At 72.0% G+C, this 20,876-nt stretch carries 18 protein-coding genes; 6 read left to right on the top strand and 12 right to left on the bottom strand.

The annotated features are described in order from the left end of the window. The gene (gene gatA / locus ASD90_RS07770; RefSeq protein ID WP_056754665.1) at positions 1-1,530 is read right to left on the bottom strand and encodes an Asp-tRNA(Asn)/Glu-tRNA(Gln) amidotransferase subunit GatA; all 1,530 of its coding nucleotides are present in this window, start codon (positions 1,528-1,530) and stop codon (positions 1-3) included. Positions 1,531-1,648: 118 nt separating this feature from the next. Continuing rightward, entirely contained in the window at positions 1,649-1,945 is a 297-nt protein-coding gene (gene gatC / locus ASD90_RS07765; RefSeq protein WP_056753607.1) for an Asp-tRNA(Asn)/Glu-tRNA(Gln) amidotransferase subunit GatC, read from the bottom strand. Between the two features lie 193 nt (positions 1,946-2,138). On the opposite strand from gatC, the gene ASD90_RS23940 reads away from it, so the two are divergent. From ASD90_RS23940 to ASD90_RS07750, 3 genes are all read left to right on the top strand, one after another. Continuing rightward, positions 2,139-2,768: a hypothetical protein gene (locus ASD90_RS23940; RefSeq protein WP_200958552.1), complete on the top strand. Its 630-nt coding sequence runs from the start codon at positions 2,139-2,141 to the stop codon at positions 2,766-2,768. 78 nt (positions 2,769-2,846) lie between these two features. Then, entirely contained in the window at positions 2,847-4,091 is a 1,245-nt protein-coding gene (locus tag ASD90_RS07755; protein WP_056753606.1) for a glycosyltransferase, read from the top strand. Positions 4,092-4,143: 52 nt separating this feature from the next. Further along, complete coding sequence (locus ASD90_RS07750; protein ID WP_157610761.1) at positions 4,144-4,803, top strand: TetR/AcrR family transcriptional regulator; 660 nt, start codon at positions 4,144-4,146, stop codon at positions 4,801-4,803. An 80-nt stretch (positions 4,804-4,883) separates the two neighbouring features. Here ASD90_RS07750 and ASD90_RS07745 read toward each other — a convergent pair whose 3' ends face one another. The 6 genes from ASD90_RS07745 to ligA all read right to left on the bottom strand — a co-directional run bounded on the left by ASD90_RS07745 (position 4,884) and on the right by ligA (position 12,327). Next, positions 4,884-5,903, bottom strand: a complete 1,020-nt coding sequence (locus ASD90_RS07745; protein ID WP_157610759.1) for a branched-chain amino acid ABC transporter permease — start codon at positions 5,901-5,903, stop codon at positions 4,884-4,886. Further along, the gene (locus tag ASD90_RS07740) at positions 5,900-6,769 is read right to left on the bottom strand and encodes a branched-chain amino acid ABC transporter permease (RefSeq protein ID WP_056753604.1); all 870 of its coding nucleotides are present in this window, start codon (positions 6,767-6,769) and stop codon (positions 5,900-5,902) included. The genes ASD90_RS07745 and ASD90_RS07740 overlap by 4 nt, the downstream gene beginning before the upstream one ends. 141 nt (positions 6,770-6,910) lie before the next feature. Beyond that, on the bottom strand, positions 6,911-8,155 hold the full coding sequence (locus tag ASD90_RS07735; protein WP_056753601.1) for an ABC transporter substrate-binding protein: 1,245 nt from the start codon (positions 8,153-8,155) through the stop codon (positions 6,911-6,913). 144 nt (positions 8,156-8,299) lie between these two features. Beyond that, positions 8,300-9,094, bottom strand: coding sequence for an ABC transporter ATP-binding protein (locus tag ASD90_RS07730; RefSeq protein ID WP_200958551.1), 795 nt, complete (start codon positions 9,092-9,094; stop codon positions 8,300-8,302). Continuing rightward, positions 9,087-9,851 (bottom strand): ABC transporter ATP-binding protein, encoded by a 765-nt coding sequence (locus ASD90_RS07725; protein WP_235506423.1) that lies wholly within the window; start codon positions 9,849-9,851, stop codon positions 9,087-9,089. The genes ASD90_RS07730 and ASD90_RS07725 overlap by 8 nt, the downstream gene beginning before the upstream one ends. A gap of 328 nt (positions 9,852-10,179) precedes the next feature. Further along, positions 10,180-12,327: an NAD-dependent DNA ligase LigA gene (gene ligA, locus ASD90_RS07720; protein WP_056753596.1), complete on the bottom strand. Its 2,148-nt coding sequence runs from the start codon at positions 12,325-12,327 to the stop codon at positions 10,180-10,182. Positions 12,328-12,455: 128 nt separating this feature from the next. Between ligA and ASD90_RS07715 the strand changes: the two genes are divergently transcribed. Further along, a complete protein-coding gene (locus tag ASD90_RS07715; protein ID WP_056753593.1) occupies positions 12,456-13,967 on the top strand; it encodes a long-chain fatty acid--CoA ligase in 1,512 nt (503 codons plus the stop codon). A 215-nt stretch (positions 13,968-14,182) separates the two neighbouring features. Next, a complete protein-coding gene (locus ASD90_RS07710) occupies positions 14,183-15,415 on the top strand; it encodes an Ig-like domain-containing protein (RefSeq protein WP_235506422.1) in 1,233 nt (410 codons plus the stop codon). A gap of 83 nt (positions 15,416-15,498) precedes the next feature. Here ASD90_RS07710 and ASD90_RS07705 read toward each other — a convergent pair whose 3' ends face one another. Next, the gene (locus ASD90_RS07705) at positions 15,499-16,479 is read right to left on the bottom strand and encodes a methionine synthase (protein WP_056753587.1); all 981 of its coding nucleotides are present in this window, start codon (positions 16,477-16,479) and stop codon (positions 15,499-15,501) included. Between the two features lie 121 nt (positions 16,480-16,600). On the opposite strand from ASD90_RS07705, the gene ASD90_RS07700 reads away from it, so the two are divergent. Next, a complete protein-coding gene (locus tag ASD90_RS07700; RefSeq protein WP_235506421.1) occupies positions 16,601-17,488 on the top strand; it encodes a GNAT family N-acetyltransferase in 888 nt (295 codons plus the stop codon). On the opposite strand, the gene ASD90_RS07695 is transcribed toward ASD90_RS07700, so the two are convergent. The 3 genes from ASD90_RS07695 to ASD90_RS07685 are packed head-to-tail and all read right to left on the bottom strand — an operon-like array spanning position 17,463 to position 20,698. Further along, entirely contained in the window at positions 17,463-18,386 is a 924-nt protein-coding gene (locus ASD90_RS07695) for a GNAT family N-acetyltransferase (RefSeq protein ID WP_056753585.1), read from the bottom strand. The two genes, ASD90_RS07700 and ASD90_RS07695, sit on opposite strands and share 26 nt — an antisense overlap. A gap of 18 nt (positions 18,387-18,404) precedes the next feature. After that, entirely contained in the window at positions 18,405-19,511 is a 1,107-nt protein-coding gene (mnmA, locus tag ASD90_RS07690; protein ID WP_056753582.1) for a tRNA 2-thiouridine(34) synthase MnmA, read from the bottom strand. After that, positions 19,508-20,698 carry a cysteine desulfurase family protein gene (locus ASD90_RS07685; RefSeq protein WP_082588535.1) on the bottom strand — a complete coding sequence of 397 codons (1,191 nt, stop codon included), beginning with the start codon at positions 20,696-20,698 and terminating at the stop codon, positions 19,508-19,510. The genes mnmA and ASD90_RS07685 overlap by 4 nt, the downstream gene beginning before the upstream one ends. Between the last annotated feature and the right edge of the window lie 178 nt (positions 20,699-20,876).

Below are 20,876 nucleotides of genomic sequence, written 5' to 3'. Positions count from 1 at the left end.
TCAGGCTCCCTTCGCTGCAGCGGCGACGCCCAGCTCGGGCGCGCGGTCGAGGATCGGACCGCCCCAGCGGTCGACGAGCGCGGCCTCGAGGGCAGCGCCCACGGAGTAGAGCCGCTCGTCCTTCGTGGCCGGGGCGAGGATCTGGATGCCGGCGGGCAGCCCGTCCTCGTCGGCGAGACCCGAGGGGATCGACATGCCCGGCACGCCGGCGAGGTTGGCCGGGATGGTGGCGATGTCGTTGAGGTACATCGCCATCGGGTCCTCGAGCTTGTCGCCGAGCTTGAACGCCGTGGTCGGCGCGGTGGGGCTGACGAGGACGTCGACCTTGTCGTACGCCGACGCGAAGTCCTGTGCGATGAGCGCGCGGACCTTCTGGGCCGAGCCGTAGTACGCGTCGTAGTAGCCGGAGCTCAGGGCGTAGGTGCCGAGGATGATGCGCCGCTTGACCTCCGGGCCGAAGCCGGCGTCGCGCGTCGCCGCCATGACCTGCTCGGCGCTCGGGGCGTCGACGCCGTCGGGCTGCACGCGCATGCCGTAGCGCATCGCGTCGAACTTCGCGAGGTTGCTCGACGCCTCGCTGGGGAGGATGAGGTAGTAGGCCGCGAGGGCGTACTCGAAGTTGGGGCAGCTGACCTCGACGACCTCGGCACCGAGCTCCTGCAGGAGGGCGACCGACTCGTCGAAGCGGGCCCGCACGCCGGGCTGGTAGCCCTCGCCGCCGAGCTCCTTGACGACACCGATCCTCATGCCACGCACGTCGGCCGCGCGGGCTGCCTCGACGACGGGCGGGACGGGGGCGTCGATCGACGTCGAGTCCATCGGGTCGTGGCCGCCCATGACGGCGTGCAGCAGCGCGGTGTCGAGGACGGTGCGCCCGCAGGGGCCGGCCTGGTCGAGGGAGCTCGCCAGGGCCACGAGGCCGTAGCGCGAGACGCCGCCGTAGGTGGGCTTGGTGCCGACCGTCGCGGTGACGGCCGCGGGCTGACGGATGGAGCCACCGGTGTCGGTCCCGGTGGCGAGCGGCGCCTGGAACGACGCCAGCACCGAGCTCGAGCCACCGCCCGAGCCGCCGGGGATCCGGTCGAGGTCCCACGGGTTGTGCGACGGGCCGTAGGCGGAGTGCTCGGTCGAGGAGCCCATCGCGAACTCGTCCATGTTCGTCTTGCCGAGGATCGGCAGGCCGGCCTGGCGCAGCTTCGTGACGACCGTCGCGTCGTAGGGCGGGACCCAGCCCTCGAGGATCCTGCTGCCGCACGTCGTCGGCAGGCCCTTCGTCGTCATGACGTCCTTGACGGCGATCGGCACACCGGCGAGGGCCCCGAGGGTCTCGCCGGCCCGGCGCCGGTCGTCGACGGAGCGGGCCTGGGCGAGCGCCCCGGCTCCGTCGACGTGGAGGTAGGAGTGCACCTGGCCGTCGACGGCCACGATCCGGTCGAGGTGCGCCTGGGTCACCTCGACGGAGCTGATGGCTCCGCTCGCGAGTGCGTCGGCGAGGCCGGCGGCGGTGGCCCTCGTCAGGTCAGTTGGCAGGTCGGTCACGTCAGTGCCTTCGGTTCGTAGCTGCGACAACGGGTTTCGTGGTGCCCGTCACCGGGCGGGCGTATGCCGGGTGCTCGGCCCGGCGGCATACCTGGGCGTGGTGGGTGGCTCAGTCCTCGTCGAGGATGCGCGGCACCGAGAAGCGCTGCTGCTCGGCCTCGGGCGCCCCGGCGAGCACGGCCTCGGCACCGAGGCTCGGGCGCACCACGTCGGCTCGGGTCACGTTGGTCAGCGGCATCGGGTGCGACATCGGGGCGACGCCCTCGGTCGGGGCCTGCTGGACCTTGGCCACGGACTCGAGGATGACCCCGAGCTCACCCACCATGCGGTCGAGCTCGGCTTCCGAGAGCTCGATGCGGGCGAGGCCGGCCAAGTGGGCTACGTCGTCGCGGGACAGGGATGACATGCGGGCCAGTCTATGGGGCAGCCCTCGGGGCCCGGACCACCCGTCCGGGTGCCCCGGGGCGGCAGCGCCGGTGCCCTTCGGGTGTCCCGCCCGGCGACGTCGCCGGCGAAGTCGTCGCGTCGTGGGCGTGTCCTGCGGGACGGGTGGCTCGTTGACCACACCGGACCCACGAACCGCCCAAGGAGAACCCTCGATGACGAGCCCGGCCACCCCGACCACCACGACGCCCGAGCGCACGGAGACCGTGGCGCCGCCTCCCGCCCCGGCCGGCGAGCCTGCGGTCCGCACCCACACCGGCTCGCCCGCCGCAGCGCCCGCCGAGGCTTCGACAGACGCGCCGGCGGATGCACCGACGGATGCGCCGACGGATGCGCCGGCGGACGCGCCGGCGGATGCACCCACCGACGCACCGACCGACCGGGCGGCGGCCAAGGCCGAGATGGCGGACGTCGCCCCTCGCGCGCGCCGCTCACCGGACGTGGGGGCGGGCGCCCGCCGGGCCGCACACCTCACCGGGGCCGGCATCACACGGCTGCGCACCCTGCTCGCCGAGATCGCGTGGCTCTCGTGCCTGCTCGCGGCTACGGCGCTGCTGCTCGGCGCCGTGCTCGTGGTGCTCGATGCCAACACCCGCAACGCGCTCGTCGTGGCCGTGCTGCGCGCCGCGGACTGGGCCGACCTCGGCGTCTTCAGCCGGACCGCGGGCGTCAAGCAGTTCAGCGGCGACAACGCCGTCGTCAAGAACACCGTCACCAACTGGGGCCTCGCCGCGGTGGCATGGCTCGTGGTGGGGCGGGTCGCCCGCCGCATCCTCACACCCTGACGGTCCGCCGACGTGCGTCAGGCAGGCTGAGCTGCGCTACGCTTCTTTTGCTAACACTGTTCGCAAAGGAGTGGTCGCGTGAAGGTCCTCATGCTCGCCCCGGGCACTCGCGGAGACGTCGCCCCAGCCGCCGGCCTCGGCAGGTCGTTTGTCGACGACGGGCACGACGTGACGATCGTCGCGGGGGCGGAGTACGCGCGCCTCGTGGTCGAGGCCGGCTGCACGCACGTCGGCTTCGACGCCCCGATGACGCTGCCCGAGCCGTCGGACCCCGACTCGTCCGAGGGGCGGAAGGGGCCGGGTGTCGCCGCCTACCTCAGGGTGCTCCGTTCCTACATGGAGGACGCCGCGACGGCCGCCCTCGCGGCTGCCCCGGGTGCCGACGTCGTCCTCACCAACGCGATCTCGCCCTACGGCCACGACATCGCCGAGCACCTCGGGGTGCCGTCGGCCGCGGCCCTCCTCCAGCCGGCCGAGCCGAGCAGCGCGTACCCGCCGGTGATCGCCAGCCGGCGCGACCTGGGTCCGGCGAACCGGCTGGCCGGACGCCTCGCCGAGCGTGTGCGCACGCCGTACGACCCCGCCTGCGCCCGGGTGCGTTCCGAGCTCGGCCTGCCTGCTGAGAGCCGCGCGCACGCGCAGCGGCGACGCCGAGCGGCGAGCCTGCCGGTGCACCACGGCATCAGCCCGGTCGTCCTCCCACGACCGAGCGACTGGTCGGACCGGCTGAGCCTCGACGGCTTCTGGTGGCCGGCGCCGTCGGCAGCCGGAACGCCGGGAGCCGCACTGGCCGAGACCCTGGCCTCGGGTCCGCCACCGGTCGTCGTCAGCCTCGGCAGCCTCCCACCGGGTGGCGCCGTCGTCCGCGCGGTCGCCGATGCGGTGCGCGGCACCGGGCTGCGCACCGTCCTGCAGGGCGAGGCTCTCGACGCCACCGCGAGACACCTGGAGGACGAGCTCGGCCCCGACCGGGTCCTCCGTGTCGGGGACGTGCCGCACGTGTGGCTCCTCCCCCGTGCGGCCGCCGTCGTGCACCACGCCGGTGCCGGCGTCACCGCTGCCGCCCTCCGGGCCGGCGTCCCGTCGGTGCCCCTGCCGATGCACACCGACCAGCCGTTCTGGGGGCGCCGGCTCGTGGCCCTGTCCGCCGGCACCGCACCCGTCCCCATGACGCGGGTCACCGGCGAGGTGCTGGCAGCTCGCATGACCGAGGCCGTGACGTCGCGCGCACTGCGCGACGGTGCGGCGGCCGTCCGCGACGCGATCGCCCACGAGGACGGCACGGCGCCGTTGCGGGCCTGGTTGGAGCGGGTCGGCGCATGACTGGGCGGACCCCGGCGCGGGTCGGCGCGCCGACGGCGGCGAGACTCGACCGGTGAGCGACGAGGTCATCTGGATGCGGCGGGACAACTCCACCGTGGGCCGACCGGCACGACTCACGCGTGAGGCCCTGACGCGGGCGGCCGTCCGCGTGGCCGATGCCGAAGGCCTGGCAGCCGTGACCATGCGCAGCATCGCCTCGGAGCTGGGCACCGGAGGCGGCTCGCTGTACCGGCACGTCACCGGCCGCGACGAGCTGGTCGATCTCATGGTCGACCACGTCGCGGGTGAGTACGTGCTCGAGGCACCGACGGGTGACGCGATCGCGGACCTGACCGCGCTCGCGCTGCAGGGACTGGCCATCCATCGACGCCATCGCTGGCTCGGTGACGTCGTGGCGACACCCGTCCTCGGGCCCCATGGCCTTGCCCTGACCGAGCACGTCCTCGCAGTGCTCGAGAGACACCCGGCCGCCGACGGTCGGAAGCTCGTGGCCTTCGCGACGATGAACGCCCTCACGACCGCCTACGCCAGGTCCGGCCACAGCGACCAGGACCCGGCGCGCGCCCGGGGGCAGGCGGCCTACGTCGCGCACCTCGTCGCCGAAGGACGCCTCCCGCGCCTTGCCGCTCTGCGCCCGGAGGTCGGCGTCGAGCCCGACGAGGTCTTCCCGGTCATGCTGCGGCGGGTCCTGCGAGGGCTGCTCGACGACTGACCCGACGCCTCGCACCCCACCGGTTCGAGGTATCCGCGCCGACAGAACCAACGCGCGGATACCTCAAGCCGGTGAGTCGCTCAGTCCCGGCTCCTGCGACGCCGCTCCAGGACGTAGCGGCGCAGGACGTTGCGCCCGGTGCCCCAGATGCCGTGGCGGAAGAGCAGGACGATGACGACGAAGATCGTGCCGGTGATCAGCCCGATGCCCTCGAAGCCGGAGCTCGCGAGGTAGTCCTCGAGCGTCACGACGACGCCGGCGCCGACGAGGCCACCCCAGAGGGTGCCGATGCCGCCGAGGACCGTGATGAGCACGACCTTGCCCGACGTCGTCCACATCAGCTCCTGGAGGGATGCGAACTGGTGGCTCACCGCGAAGACGCCCCCGGCGAGACCCGCGAGGCCGGCCGAGATGATGAAGGCCGTGATCTTGTAGCGCTCGACGTCGTAGCCCAGCGCCCGGGCCCTGGCCGGGTTGTCGCGCACTGCCGTCAGCACGCGGCCGAAGGGCGAGTTGACGACCCGCCAGGCGAGCACGATCCCGACGAGGATCATGGCGGCACCGACGTAGTAGAAGTAGAACGGGTCGGTCTCGACGGCCTCGATGCCGAAGAAGTTCCTCGGGATGCCCTGCAGGCCGTTCTCGCCGCCCGTGAGGTCACGGGCCTGGTTGGCGATGAAGTAGATCATCTGCGCGAAGGCCAGCGTGACCATGGCGAAGTAGATGCCGGTGCGCCGGACGGAGAGGTAGCCGATCGGCCACGCGATGACCATCGCGAAGACGGCGCCGCCGACGACCGCGACCGGGAACGGCACACCCCAGTGGGTCGCGATGAGGCCCGTGCAGTAGGCCGAGCCGCCCCAGAACGCGGCGTGCCCGAAGCTGAGCAGCCCCGTGAAGCCGAGGAGCAGGTCGACGCTGATCGCGAAGAGTCCCCAGCAGAGGATGTCCATCGCGACGGGCGGGTAGATCCAGTACGGCAGCATCACGAGCACGGCGAGGCCGGCCAGGAGCATGACGTAGCGCAGCGGGTTGCGCCGCGACAGGATCGAGGGCTGGGCCAGGTCGACGTCGACCTTGGCGGTCATCTGCTCGCTCATGCGACCTCCTCTCGTCCGAAGAGCCCCGAGGGCCGGACGAGAACGACGATCGCCATCAGCACGAAGATGACGATCTGGGCGTACGTGGGGGCGTAGGCGATGCCGTAGGCCTCGACGAGTCCGACGAGGAAGCCCGCGACCACCGCCCCGAGGATCGATCCGAGGCCGCCGATGACGACCACGGCGAAGAGGATGATGATGAAGTTGCTGCCCATCTCGGCGGTGATCGCGCGGGTCGGCGCGGCGAGCACGCCGGCGAGGCCGGCGAGCGCGATGCCGAAGCCGAAGACGGGCGTGACCCAGAGGCCCACGTTGATGCCGAGGGCCCGGGTGCGGTCGGGCGACTCGGTCGCGGCACGCACGATCATGCCGATGCGCGTCTTCGTCAGCAGCAGACCGACGGCGACGCACACGACGACCGAGAAGAGACAGGCGAAGATCGCGTAGACCGAGAGGTTGACCGACCCGACCGTGACCTGGCCGCCGAGTCCGGCCGGCACCTGGTAGGGCAGACCGGACACGCCGTACCGCTGCTTGACGGCCTCGACGATCACCAGGGTGAGGCCGAAGGTGAGCAGGAAGTTGTAGAGCGGGTCGAGCTCGAGCAACCAGCGCACGAGCAGGCGCTCCATGAGCACGCCGAAGCCGAACATGAGGATCGGCACGATGACGAGTGCGGCCCAGAAGCCGACGTTCAGCTCGGCGAGCAGGACGGCCGACAGAACGGCGCCGAGCATGTAGCAGGCGCCGTGGGAGAAGTTGACGACCCCGAGGACACCGAAGATGACGGCGAGGCCCAGCGCGGACAGCGCGTAGAAGCCGCCGGCGGCGAGCCCCTGGAGGGTGTACTGGATGAATTCGCTCATGTCTCTCGCTCGTTCGCGTTCGATCGGGCCGGGTGGACCGGGCTGGGCCGGTGTCCGTGGCCGTATGCCGTCCGGCGCGGCCCCGTGGGACGCGACCGGACGGCACACCGGCGCAGAGCGCCGGCTCCAGCCATCGGCAGGTCAGCTCATCGAGCAGGCGGGGTTGGCCTCGCCGTAGGCCTCGGCGGCCGGGATCGTCTTCTCGATGTCCTCGTAGTCCCACTCCTCCGGGGCGGAGCTCTTGACCTTGGCGAGGTAGACGTCGTGCGTGACGGCGTGGTCGGCCTTGCGGACCTCGCCGTTGCGCAGGAAGACGTCGTTGATCTTCTTGCCCTCGAGCTTGCCGACGACGGCGTCCGCGTTGTCCGTCCCGGCCTCCTGGACGGCCTCGAGGTAGTTCATCGCGGCCGAGTAGTTCGCGGCGTGGGCGAACGACGGACGGGTGTTCGTCTTCTCCTTGAAGCGGTCGGCCCACTTCTTGTTCTGCGCGTCGAAGTTCCAGTACCACGCGTCGGTGAACTGCGTACCGGCGAACTGGTCGACGCCGAGCGAGTGGATGTCGGTGATGAACATCAGGCCGACCGCGAGCTGGACCTTGCCCTTGAGCGAGCTCTGGTTGAACTGCTTGACGAAGTTGATGAGGTCGCCACCAGCGTGCATCGAGCCGATGACATCAGGGTCGCCCTCGCCGGCCTTGGTGATGAAGGTGGCGAAGTTGTCGCTCGGGAAGGGCGAGGCGATCGACTGGCCGACGGTGCCGCCCGCGGCGGTGATCTCCTTGGTGAAGGACTTGTTCATGTCCTGGCCGAAGGCGTAGTCCGGGTAGACGATGTTCCACTTCTTGCCGCCGGCCTTGGTGATCGTGCCGGCGGTGCCGCGTGCCAGGACGCCGGTGTTGTACGCCCAGTGGAACGTGTACTTGTTGCAGCTCGCGCCGGTCAGCGCCGTCGTGCCCGCGCCGATGTTGATGTAGAGCTTCTTCTTGTTCTTGGCCTGCGTGGCGACGGCGAGGGCGGCAGCCGAGTTCGGCACGTCGAGGATGATGTCGGCCTTCTGGCGGTCGTACATCTCCTGCGCCTTGGAGTTGGCGATGTCGGCCTTGTTCTGGTGGTCGGCCGTGACGACCTCGATGTCCTTGGCGACGGCCTTGTCGCCGTACTTGGCCTTGTAGTCCTCGATCGCCATCTCGATGGCGACCTTGCTGTTGGGACCGGACAGGTCCTTGTAGACGCCCGACTGGTCGTTGAGCAGGCCGATGACGACCTTGTCGTCGGTGAGCTTGCTCGAGCCGCCGGACTGCGGGCCGCCGGCCCCTCCGCACGCGGCGAGCGCGAGCGACGCGGTCGCCGCGATGGCGACGGTGCCCTGAACTGTCCTGCTACGCATGTCCCCTCCTGGGGTTGTGTCGAGATGTGACGGGTGTGTGACGGGGTGACGCGGGGTGGGGCCGTGTGACGCGATGGACGCGAAGGCGTCCTGACGCTGGCGTGGTGCGCCCGGCGGTGCTGCGGCCGGGGCCGTGGACGGGGGCTACATCCCGAGGTAGGTGAGCAGCTCGCCCTCGCGGGCCTTGAAGTCGTCGTTGCCGAGGTGCTCGACGACCTTGCCCTGCGCGAGCAGGTAGTGGCGGTCGGCGACGGCCCTGGCGAACGTGACGTTCTGCTCGACGAGGAGGACACCGACCCCCTGGCCCTTGATCTCGCGGATGATCTCGCCGATGCGCTGCACGATCACGGGGGCCAGGCCCTCGCTCGGCTCGTCGAGCAGCAGCAGTCGGGAGCCCATCCGCAGCACCCGGGCCATGGCGAGCATCTGCTGCTCGCCGCCCGACAGCTTGGTGCCGGGGAAGTCACGCCGCTCGTGGAGCACCGGGAAGAACTCGTAGACCCGCTCGAGCGGCCAGGCGTCCGCGTGGACGACGGGCGGCAGGAGGAGGTTCTCGGCGACGGTGAGGCTCGCGTAGATGCCGCGGTCGTCGGGGACCCAGCCGATGCCGGCGCGCGCGCGGGCGTCGGCCGAGCGCTTGGCGAGGTCGGTGCCGTCGAGGGTGATCGTGCCCTCGGTCTGTCGGTGCAGGCCCATGACCGAGCGCAGCAGGGTGGTCTTGCCGGCACCGTTGCGTCCGACGAGGGTGACGACCTCGCCGGGGGCGACGTCGATGCTGACGTCGGTGAGGACGCGGGCCTCGCCGTACCAGGCGGACAGGCCTGCCACCTCGAGCATCCGGGACGGGCCGGGCTCGGCACCCGCCGTCGACCCGGCGCCCGAGAGCGAGGCCTGCTCCGTGGTCGTCGTGCCGGCCGTGTCGGTCGTGTCGTCACTCATGGGCTGCTCCGAGGTATGCCGTGATGACCCTCTCGTCGGCGCGCACCTGCTCGTAGGGTCCCTCCGCGAGCACCTGCCCCGACTGGAGCACGGTGACGCGGTCGGCGAGCGAGCCGACGACGTGCATGTTGTGGTCGACGAAGACGACGGTGCGGCCCGCCGCCAGCTGCTTGACGAGCGCGATGGTGCGGTCGACGTCCTCGATGCCCATGCCGGCGGTCGGCTCGTCGAGGAGCAGCAGCTTGGGGTCGAGGGCCATCGCGATGGCGAGCTCGAGGGCGCGCTTCTGGCCGTAGGCCAGGGACGAGGCCGGTGCGCCGGCGCGGTCGGCGAGCCCGACCTGCTCCAGCAGCTCCATGGCCCGGTCCTTGAACGTCGACATGCGGGTGACCGAGCGCCACCACTGCTTGCCCATGCCGGTCGGGCTGGCGAGCGCGAGCTCGAGGTGCTCGCGCAGCGTCATCGCCTCGAAGAGGCTCGTGATCTGGAACGAGCGCGCGATGCCGAGCGGCGCGATCTGCTCGGGATCCATACCGGTGATGTCCTGGCCGTCGAAGAGCACGGTGCCGGACGTCGGGGACAGGAAGCCGGTGAGCAGGTTGAACAGCGTGGTCTTGCCCGCACCGTTGGGTCCGACGAGGGCATGGACCGTGCCGCGGGTGACCGTGAGGTCGACCTCCGAGACGGCCCGGAAACCGCGGAACTCCTTGGTCAGGGCCCTGGTCTCGAGCAACGGGGTACCCGTCAAGACCTGCACCTCCTCGTGCGTCGCGCTCTGGTGAGCATGGTGTCGGGCCGTGCCGGTCGGATCTGACCAGCGATGTCGACCCCGGAGAGTCCGGGAAACTTCGGCAAAGCCTAGGAGGGCAGCCCGGCGAAAGGACGGTGGGGACCCACACACCTGGACGGGTTCTGTGGGGTCGGCACACATGAGTCGGTGCAGCCGTCGGTCGACCGGTCGTGCGGCGCGCGAGGCGACGGGCCTCACCGGTTGGCGGTGGCCGGCCCGGTCCCGACGAGCCGGACCTCACGCTCGTCCAGGACCCGCTCGCGGAGCTCCGGGCACGTGCCCTCGACGGGCAGGATCACTCGGGCGAGCCCGTCTCGAGGAGTCGCCGGAAGCCGTCCTCGTCGAGGATCGTGAGACCCAGCTCCTCTGCCTTGGCCGCCTTGGACCCGGCGTTGGCGCCGATGACGACGTAGTCGGTCTTCTTCGAGACCGACCCGGAGGCCTTGCCTCCGCGGCCGATGATGGCCTCCTTCGTCTCGTCGCGCGAGAAGCCCTCGAGCGATCCGGTCACGACGACGGTCTTGCCCTCGAGCGTGCGCTCGAGGGTCGTGTCGACCTCGTCGGCCATCCGGACGCCGGCGTCGGCCCACTTGCGCACGATCTCCTGGTGCCAGTCGACCTCGAACCAGGCGGTGACGGCCTCGGCGATGACGCCGCCGACGCCCTCGGCCTGCGCCAGCTCCTCGGTCGACGCGGCGCGGATCGCGTCCATCGAGCCGAAGTGGGTGGCCAGGGCCCGCGCCGCGGTGGGCCCGACGTGGCGGATGGAGAGGGCCACGACGACGCGCCAGAGCGGCTGCGACTTGGCCTTCTCGAGCTCGGTGAGCAGCTTGTCGCCACCGGCGGACAGGACCCGGCCGTCGACGACGCGCTCGGCGGGGTCGGTCTTCTTGGCGGCCCTCGTGTAGAGCGGCACCTGCGCGAGCGTGTCGCGGGTGATGCCGTACTCCCCCGCGTGCGGGCTGTCCCGGCCCGGGGCGAAGAGGTCGCCCTCGTCGGTGATGACGCCCGACTCGAGCAGCGCGATCGAGCCCTCCCAGCCGAGGGCCTCGATGTCGAGACCGCCGCGTGCGGCGAGGGCGAAGACCCGCTCGCGCAGCTGGCTCGGGCACGAACGCGTGTTGGGGCAGCGGATGTCCTTGTCGCCCTCCTTCTCGGGGGCGAGCGGCGTGCCGCAGGCGGGGCAGTCGGTCGGCATGACGAAGGCGTGCTCGCTGCCGTCGCGCAGCTCGACGACGGGGCCGACGATCTCGGGGATGACGTCGCCCGCCTTGCGCAGCACGACCGTGTCGCCGATGAGCACGCCCTTGCGCTCGACCTCGTACGCGTTGTGCAGCGTCGCCTGCTCGACCGTGGAGCCGGCGACCACGACGGGCTCCATGACGCCGTAGGGCGTCACCCGTCCCGTGCGCCCGACGTTGACCCGGATGTCGAGGAGCTTCGTGTTCACCTCCTCGGGCGGGTACTTGAAGGCGATGGCCCACCTCGGCGCCCTCGACGTGGCGCCCAGCTGGCGCTGGAGGGCCACCTCGTCGACCTTGACGACGATGCCGTCGATGTCGTGGGCCCGGTCGTGGCGGTGCTCGCCGTGGAAGGTCACGAACTCCTGCACGGCCGCGATGTCGGGCAGGACGCGCACCTCGTCGGACGTGGGCAGACCCCAGGCGCGGAGGGCGGCATACCCCTCGCTCTGGCGCTCGATGTCGAAGCCGCGGCGCGCGCCGATGCCGTGCACGAGCATGCGCAGCGGTCGGCCGGCGGTCACCTTGGGGTCCTTCTGGCGCAGCGAGCCGGCGGCGGCGTTGCGCGGGTTGGCGAAGGGCGCCTTGCCCGCCTCGACGAGGCCCGCGTTGAGGTCGGCGAAGGCCGCGGTCGGGAAGAACACCTCGCCGCGGATCTCGACGAGCTCGGGCACGTCGTCGCCGGAGAGCCGGTCGGGGATGCCCTCGATGGTGCGCACGTTGTTGGTGACGTCCTCACCGGTGCGGCCGTCACCGCGGGTCAGGGCGCGCACGAGGCGGCCCTTCTCGTAGAGGAGGTTGATGGCGAGCCCGTCGATCTTGAGCTCGGTGAGGTAGTGGGCGCCGGCCCCGACCTCGCGCTCGACGCGCTCGGCCCACGTCTGCAGCTCCTCGAACGAGAAGGCGTTGTCGAGGCTCAGCATCCGCTCGACGTGGTCGACGGTCTCGAACCCGGTCGCGAAGGACGCGCCGCCGACGTTCTGCGTCGGGCTCTCGGGCGTGCGCAGCGACGGGTGCTCGTCCTCGAGGGTGTTGAGCCGTCGGATGAGGGTGTCGTACTCGCCGTCGCTGATCGTCGGCGCGTCCTTGACGTGGTAGGCGAACTGGGCCGCGGCGGCCTGCTCGGCGAGCTCGGCCCACTCCTGGTGGACCTCGGTCGGGACGTCGTCGGTGACGGGCGTGGGGCCGGTGCTCTCGCTCACGCGCTCATCCTGCCAGCCGGCCCCGACGGTGGCCGACCGATGACACTCGTCACGTGGCGGCGGGTCTGTTCACCGGGCGACCCAGCAGTGACAATGGGCCGGAGCCCGCCCCCTGCGAAGGAGCAGAGATGACCAACCTCGCCGCCAACCTCACCGCCACCGCGGCCCGCGTCCCCGACAAGGTGGGCATCAAGCTCGACCAGATCGAGCTCTCGTGGTCGGCGCTGCACCGCGCGGCGGCGGCGGTGGCCGGGCAGCTGCGCGCTGCGGGTCTCGAGCCCGGCGACCGCGTCTCGCTCATCCTGCCCAACGTGCCGGCCTACCCCGTCGCCTTCTACGGCTCGCTCCTCGCCGGCGGTGTCGTCGTGCCGATGAACCCGCTGCTCAAGTCGGGCGAGATCCAGTACTTCTACGAGGACAGCGGCGCGCGCTTCAGCTTCGTGTGGCCCGACTTCGCCGACGAGGCCGGCAAGGCGGCGGCCGAGACCGGCACGCGCCTGGTCGTCTGTGGCCCCATGGGACCGGCGGACGGACAGTTCGACGCGTCCGAGACGGCCGGCGCGCCGGTGCTCGAGCCGGTCGAGCGCGCCGACGACGACACCGCCGTGATCCTCTACACGAGCGGCACCACCGGCAAGCCCAAGGGCGCCGAGCTGACGCACTTCAACCTCCACCGCAACGCCGAGCGCTCGGCGACCGACATCATGCAGATCACCGAGGACGACGTGATCATGGGGTGCCTGCCGCTCTTCCACGTCTTCGGGCTCACGTGCGGTCTCAACACCTCGGTCCAGCGCGGGTGCACCCTGACCCTGATCCCCCGCTTCGACCCGGCCAAGGCCATCGAGGTCCTCGGGCGCGACCACGTGACGATCTTCCAGGGCGTCCCGACGATGTATGCCGCCATCCTCAACCACCCGAACGCCGACGAGGCCGACACGAGCAGCCTGCGCACCTGCGCGTCCGGCGGCTCCGCGATGCCGGAGGCGGTCATGAAGGCGTTCGAGCAGAAGTTCCACTGCCAGATCCTCGAGGGCTACGGCCTCTCCGAGACCTCTCCCGTCGCATCCTTCAACATGCCGGACAAGCCGACCAAGCCGGGCACCATCGGGCGGGCGATCCCGGGCTGCGAGATGAAGCTCATCGACCTGGACGGCAACGACACCCCGGCCGGCGAGATCGGCGAGATCGCGATCCGCGGCGAGAACATCATGAAGGGCTACTGGAACCGGCCCGAGGCCACGAAGGAGGCCATCCCCGACGGGTGGTTCCGCTCGGGCGACCTCGCGACCGTCGACGACGAGGGCTACTACACGATCGTCGACCGCAAGAAGGACCTGATCATCCGCGGCGGCATGAACGTCTATCCGCGCGAGGTCGAGGAGGTGCTCTACACGCACCCGGACGTGCTCGAGGCAGCCGTCGTCGGCGTGCCCGACGACCTCATGGGTGAGGAGGTCGGCGCCGCCGTGGTGCTCCGTCCCGGCTCGACCGCGACCCTCGAGGACGTCCAGACCTACGTCAAGGAGCGCCTCGCGGCCTACAAGTACCCTCGCCGCATCTGGTCGCTCGACGAGCTGCCGAAGGGTCCGACCGGCAAGATCCTGCGTCGCGAGGTGCGTCCGCGCACCGCCTCCTGACGGGCCGCGCAGGCCCTCGGGCGAGCCCGCCACGACGTCCGGACGGCCTCTCCCGGCAGATCAGCGGCTCGGGCGACACGCGACGGTTTGGACGCGCCGCACGTTTTGGAGTATTGCCCCCGTATCGGTGACACTGGAGCAGGGTCACTATCGACGTGCCGCACCCCGCCCCGCCCTGGGGCGCCCGGCGTCGCGTCTGCGAAGGGTATTCACGCGTGAAGTTGAGCATCCGTTCCGCCGCAGTCTCGGGGATGGCCGTCCTGGCCATGCTCGGCGTCACGGCCTGCAATGCAACCGCCACGGCCGACAACGGCAAGCCCGCGAGCTCCTCCTCGTCGGCGCCCGGTGAGACCTCGTCGCCGGCGCCCACCCCGACCACCGACCCGGTCGTCTTCAAGACCACCCCGGCCGACGAGTCCGAGGACGTCTCGGTCGACACGCGGGTCACCGCCTCGGCCGAGAAGGGCACGCTCAAGAAGGCCTCGCTCTCCTACAAGAGCAAGAAGGGCAACCGCATCCCCGTCGACGGCACCCTCGACGGCGGCAGGTGGACGGCGGGCGACCTGCTCGAGCCCGGAGTCAAGTACACCCTGGCCCTCGAGGCCGAGGACGCCGACGGCAAGACGACTGAGTCGACGCAGACGTTCCGCACCTCGAACCTCACGCTCGACGACCAGGTCTACGTCGCGATCTCGCCGCGTGACGGCGGCACGGTCGGCATCGGTATGCCCGTCGTCGTCCGCTTCGACCTGCCGGTCGTCGACAAGGCGAGCTTCGAGAAGCACATGAAGGTCACCTCGACCCCGGCCCAGGCCGGCTCCTGGTACTGGCTCAGCTCGCGTGAGGCGCACTGGCGCCCCAAGACGTACTGGAAGGCCGGCACCAAGGTGCACGTCGAGGCCGACCTCAACGGCGTCCCCGCGGGTGGCAACCGCTACGGACAGATGTCCCGGACCTCCGACTTCACCATCGGCCGCGCCGTCGTCGCCAAGGTCAACCTCAAGACGGACCAGATGGACGTCTTCATCAACGGCAAGTGGGTCAAGCGCATCCCGGTCACCGGTGGCCGCGACGGCTTCACGACCCGCTCGGGCGTCAAGGTCATCATGGACAAGCAGACCAACATCACGATGCGCGCCGAGACCATCGGCCTCAAGAAGGGCGACACCGGCTACTACGAGGACACCCCGGTCAAGTACGCCATGCGCGTCACGAACTCCGGCGAGTTCCTCCACACGGCCCCGTGGTCCGTGGCCGACCAGGGCCACCGCAACGTGAGCCACGGCTGCACGGGCATGAGCGACGCCAACGGCAAGTGGCTCTACGGCCAGATGCAGATCGGCGACGTCGTCGAGACGACCGGCACCAACCGTCCCATGACGATGGGCAACGGCTACTCCGACTGGAACCTCAGCTGGGCCAGGTGGACGTCCGGCTCCGCGCTCTGAGCCGAGCCACCGAGACCGACGAGGCCGGTCACCCTCCGGGGTGACCGGCCTCTGGCGTGTCCGGGACCCGTCGCAGGGGACGGTCAGCCGGCGCTGCGCTCCTCGAGCTCGCGGGCCGTCTCGACCGCCGCGCGCTGGACGGAGCGGGCGACGTCCGGTGACACGGTGGCGAGACCACAGGCCGGCGTGACGACGACGTCGGCGAGGGACCTGAGGGGCAGCCCGGTCCGGGTCCAGGGCGCGACGAGGTCGGCGGCGAGGTCCTGCGGCCGCGTGCGGCTGCCGTCGGTGGGCACGACGCCGGCGTGGAGGCGTATGCCGTCCTCCACCGCGACGGCGATGCCCTCCCACTCGCGCGGGCGCAGCAGTGAGGTGTCGAGCGACAGCGCGGTCGGTGTCGTCGCGCGCAGCAGGGGCAGCGGCGGGCCCGCCGCACAGCAGTGCACGACCGTGTCGCCGTCGTGCGCCCCGAGCACCGTCAGCAGGCCGGCCGCGGCGACCTGCGGGTCGAGGCTCGGCAGGCGACCGAAGCCCGACGAGGTCGGCAGCCGGCCGGCGAGCACGGTGGGGAGGCTGGGCTCGTCGACCTGGAGGACGACCTGCGCGCCTGGGACGAGGCTGCGCACCGTCGCGACGTGGAGGCGTACGCCCTCGGCGAGCGACTCGACGAGGTCGCGGCTGGCGCCGTCGTCGACGATGACGCGCTCGCCGCGCGAGAGCCACACGTTGGCGGCGAGGGTCCACGGCCCGACGACCTGGAGCTTGAGCGGGCCGGTGTGCCCGTCGAACGCCTCGGCCAGCTCGTCGAGGTCCTCGCGCAGCAGCGCTGCCGTCCGGGAGGCGTCCCGACCGGGCCGGTCGACGAGCCTCCAGCCGATGGGCTGCAGGTCGACCGGCAGCTCGACGAGCAGGCCCGCCGTGCGGCCCACCATGTCGGCGCCCGGCCCTCGTTCGGGCAGCTCCGGGAGGTAGGGCAGGTGGCCGTCGAGGATCTCACGCACCTGTCGCAGCGCGTCGCGCACCGAAGTGCCTGGCCAGGAGCCGATGCCGGTCGCGAGAGTCACCGCGCCAGCCTAGGCGTAGCCCACCCGGGGCCGGCACGGCGCGGGGCCCGCCGGGCGTCGCCATCGCGTTCACCCGGACGGAACACCGCACCGCCGTCGAGCCGGCGCTAGCGTGGCGCCCGTGCGACGACACGACTTCTCCGGACCCGACGACGTGCGCGCGATGCAGCAGCTCGCCTCGCGGCTGTGGTCGCCGACGAGCCGTTTCCACCCCGGCCAGCTGGCGTGGAGCCGCTACCACCGGCCCGTCGACCCGAGCGCCCTCGACGAGGGCGAGGCCATCGCGGTCTGGACCGACGGCGACGAGGTCCTCGGCTTCGGCTGGGCCGAGGCGCCGGACTGGCTCGAGCTGCAGGTCGACCCGTCACGGCCCGACGTCGCGGCGGACGTCGTCGACTGGTTCGAGGAGGCGAGCGACGCCGAGACCCAGTCGGCCCTCGTCATGGAGGGCGACGTCGCCGAGCGGGCCCTCGCCGCAGCAGGATTCGCGCCGCAACCAGACGAGCCGTACTTCACGCACCACACCGTCGACCTCGCCGACCTCCGCCCGGCGCCGACCGTGCCGGGCTACCGCTTCCGCCACGTCGAGCCGCACGAGGCCCGCTCACGGGCTGCGGTCCACGCAGCCTCCTGGTCCGAGTTCGGGCCGTCGAAGGTCGACGAGCAGGCCTACGAGCAGCTCATGGCGGCATGGCCCTACCGCCCCGACCTCGACTGGGTCGCCGTCGACGCCGACGGCACCATGGTGGCCTCGGCGCTCGTGTGGCTCGATCCGGCCTCCGGAGTCGGTCTCGTCGAGCCGGTGGGGTGCGTGCCCGAGCACCGTGGTCGCGGGCTCGCGGGCGCGGTGACGTCGGCGGCGCTGCGCCGGCTCGCGGAGGTGGGTGGTTCGGTGGCACAGGTGAGCCCGCGCGGGGACGACGGCTACCCGGGTCCGCAGCGGCTCTATCGCTCGTTGGGCTTCCGTCCGCGCGCCCGCACCGTCACGTGGACGCGCTCGCTGGACTGAGCTCGACCCGCATCTCGTGCTGCGCCAGCTCCTCGACCATCCCCACTGCCCCGAGTCCGGCGACCAGGGGTGAGCCCTCGGGCTCGTTGACGACCCGGCAGGTCGCCCCGGCGTACTCCCGTGCCAGCCCTCGGGCGAGCCGGTGCGCGGCCCTGTCGTCGCGTGCGGCCGCGGCAAGCACGGCGACCCGCTCGGGCGACGGGCGCAGCAGGAGCATGCCGTCCGCCTCGTCGCCCGCCTGCGGCGCCGTCCCGCTCCCCGGCCCGGTCGACAGGACGACGAGGCCCGGGTCGAGGCCCAGGTGCGTCGGCTCCCGGCCCCACGGAGCCCGGTGGTGGCCGCTGATCGCCGCCATCCCCCGGACGGAGGCCTCGACCTCCGTGGCGCGAGAAACGAGCACCCGACCCGGCGGCTCGGGCGGGTCCCCCGCCATCGTCGTGGTGTCCAGGGGGCCCGAGAGCACGAGCAGCCGTCGACGGACCGTGAAGCCGGCCCGCTCGTAGACGCGGCGCGCCCAGTTCTGCGTCAGCACCTCGAGGTCGACGAACGCCACCCCCGACCGCCGCGCGACGTCGAGCTGCTCGTCGACGAGGCGCCCCGCGACGCCGTGCCCGCGGTGGGACGGGGCGACGCCGAAGCCACCGATCCAGCCACGCTCCCCCGCCGCGGCGTCTGAGGTCTCGACCGGGCGAGCCCCCAGCAAGGAGAGGGCGATCGGTCGACCGCCGTCACGGAGGACGACGGACCTCCCGAGGTCGATCGACCCAGTCTCGACGTGCGCCTGCAGGCCCGCGGCGTCACGGGACACGTCGACGAAGTAGCCGGCATACGCGGCGTTCCACGCCTCGACGAGCGCGTCGGTCGTCACGGTCGACGCGGCGACGCTCTCGATCGACATCGTCAGGGCTCGCTCGGATCAGCCGACGGGGGTGCGCTCGAGCCGGGACGCGGCGATCGTGGCCGACCCGACGACCCGGGTCCCCTCGTAGAGCACGACGGACTGCCCCGGTGCCACGCCCCGGACGCGCCCGTCGAGCCGCACCTCGACCCGGTCGCCCTCGGCCCACGCCGTGGCGGCGTACTCCTCGCCGTGAGCGCGCACCTGCGCGCCGACGTGCACGACGCCCTCGGGCGCCGGACCGCACCACCGGGCGTGGTCGCCCGTGATGGCGTTGACACCGAGCAGGTCGGCGGCGCCGACGACGACCTGGTTGGTGTCGGGGCGCACCTCGACGACGTAGCGCGGCTCGCCGTCTGCGGCGGGCCGCGAGAGTCCCAGCCCGCGCCGCTGGCCGACCGTGTAGGCGAAGGCTCCCGCGTGGTGCCCGACGACCTCACCGGCCGTGTCGACGATGTCGCCGGGTGCCTCGCCCAGCTCTCGAGTCAACCAGCCGCGGGTGTCGCCGTCGGCGATGAAGCAGATGTCGTGGCTGTCGGGCTTCTTCGCGATGAAGAAGCCCCGCTCGGCCGCCTCCTCGCGGATGCGCGGCTTCGTGGTGTCGCCGAGCGGGAAGAACGACCGGGCCAGCTGGTCGGCGTCGAGCACGCCGAGGACGTAGCTCTGGTCCTTGGCCGCGTCGACGGCGCGGTGCAGCTCGCGGCGCACTCCCCCGTGCCCGTCGTCGGCCTGCACCACCTGGGCGTAGTGGCCCGTGGCGACCGCGTCGAACCCGAGCGCGACCGCCTTGTCGAGCAGGGCCGCGAACTTGATCTTCTCGTTGCAGCGAAGACACGGGTTGGGCGTGCGGCCCGCGGCGTACTCGGCACGGAAGTCGTCGACGACGTCACGCTTGAACCGGGCCGCCATGTCCCACACGTAGAAGGGGATCCCGAGCACGTCGGCCACGCGCCGCGCGTCACCGGCGTCCTCGATGGTGCAGCAGCCGCGCGCCGACTCCCGCAGCGTCGCGGCGCTCTGGCTCAGGGCGAGGTGCACGCCGACGACCTCGTGCCCGGCGTCGAGCATGCGGGCCGCGGCGACCGCCGAGTCGACGCCACCGCTCATCGCCGCCACGACCCTCACGACGCGGTCGCCTCCCGGGCGCGACGGGCCCGCTCGATTGCGGCTGGCAGCGCCTCGATGAACGTGTCGACGTCGGCCTGGGTCGAGGTGTGGCCGAGCGTCAGGCGCAGGGCACCCCGCGCGTCGCTCTCGGCCACGCCCATCGCGAGCAGCACGTGGCTGGGCTGGGGCACCCCGGCCTGGCAGGCCGAGCCCGTCGAGCACGAGACGCCCGCGGCGTCGAGCAGGTAGAGCAGCGAGTCACCGTCACACCCGGGCACGAGCAGGTGCACGTTGCCGGGCAGGCGGCGCACGCCGTCACCGCGCTGCCACACCCCGGACGGCCGGATGTCCGGCGCGAGCGCCATCGCGCGCTCGATGAGGTCGTCGCGCAGGGCCACGAGCCGGGCGGACTCGGTCTCGATCGACGCGGTGGCCTCGACGAGTGCGGTGGCGAAGCCGACGATGGCCGGTGTGTCGAGCGTGCCCGAGCGCACTTGCCGCTCCTGTCCGCCGCCGTGCGTCAGCGCGACGAGCCTCGCGTCGCGGCGCACCACGAGGGCGCCGACCCCGATGGGGCCGCCGAGCTTGTGCGCGGTGACCGACATCAGGTCGGCGCCGCTGGCCTCGAAGTCGACGGCGAGGTGTCCCGCGGCCTGCACGGCGTCGGTGTGGAACGGCACCCCGAACTCGTGCGCGACCTCGGCGAGGGCACGGACGTCCTGGACGGCCCCGACCTCGTTGTTGGCCCACATCACCGAGACGAGGGCGACCGAGTCGGGGTCGGACTCGATGGCGGCGCGCACGGTCGCGGGCTCGACGACGCCGTCGGGCGTGCACTCGAGCCAGGTGACCTTGGCGCCCTCGTGGGCGACGAGGAAGTCGACGCAGTCGAGGACCGCGTGGTGCTCGGTGGCGCCGACGAGGAGACGCACGCGCGCAGGGTCGCGGTCGCGTCGGGCCCAGTAGGTGCCCTTGACGGCGAGGTTGTCGGACTCGGTGCCACCGGAGGTGAAGACGACCTCGGAGGGGCGGGCACCGAGGCAGCGGGCGATCTTCTCGCGGGACTCCTCGACGGCCCGGCGCGCGGCGCGTCCCGTGCGGTGGAGGGAGGAGGCGTTGCCCACGACCGCGAGCTGCTCCGTCATCGCCGCGAGGGCGGCAGGGAGCATCGGCGTGGTCGCCGCGTGGTCGAGATAGGCAGTCACCCACCGATTCTAGGACGCCGACGGGCCTCGGCCGGACCGCCGTCGGACGGGCCGGGTGCCCTGCTCGGGTGCCATGGCGTATGCCGTCCGGCCGGCTACTCGTCCGTAACCTCACGCGGGGACCCCTCGTTGGTCAGGCACGTCGCCGCCCCCCACCGTCGCGGGGTGGCCCAGCAGA

It is taken from the genome of Terrabacter sp. Root181 (genome assembly GCF_001428505.1).
GTDB lineage: Bacteria > Actinomycetota > Actinomycetes > Actinomycetales > Dermatophilaceae > Terrabacter.
Note: the sequence above shows the minus strand (reverse complement) of the source record. Positions and strands in the feature narration are given on the sequence as shown.

Coding starts and splice junctions, on each gene's coding strand:
- gatC (WP_056753607.1), bottom strand. CDS start 1,945: ATGTCATCCCTGTCCCGCGACGACGTAGCCCACTTGGCCGGCCTCGCC.
- ASD90_RS23940 (WP_200958552.1), top strand. CDS start 2,139: ATGACGAGCCCGGCCACCCCGACCACCACGACGCCCGAGCGCACGGAG.
- ASD90_RS07745 (WP_157610759.1), bottom strand. CDS start 5,903: ATGAGCGAGCAGATGACCGCCAAGGTCGACGTCGACCTGGCCCAGCCC.
- ASD90_RS07740 (WP_056753604.1), bottom strand. CDS start 6,769: ATGAGCGAATTCATCCAGTACACCCTCCAGGGGCTCGCCGCCGGCGGC.
- ASD90_RS07735 (WP_056753601.1), bottom strand. CDS start 8,155: ATGCGTAGCAGGACAGTTCAGGGCACCGTCGCCATCGCGGCGACCGCG.
- ASD90_RS07730 (WP_200958551.1), bottom strand. CDS start 9,094: ATGAGTGACGACACGACCGACACGGCCGGCACGACGACCACGGAGCAG.
- ASD90_RS07715 (WP_056753593.1), top strand. CDS start 12,456: ATGACCAACCTCGCCGCCAACCTCACCGCCACCGCGGCCCGCGTCCCC.
- ASD90_RS07695 (WP_056753585.1), bottom strand. CDS start 18,386: ATGTCGATCGAGAGCGTCGCCGCGTCGACCGTGACGACCGACGCGCTC.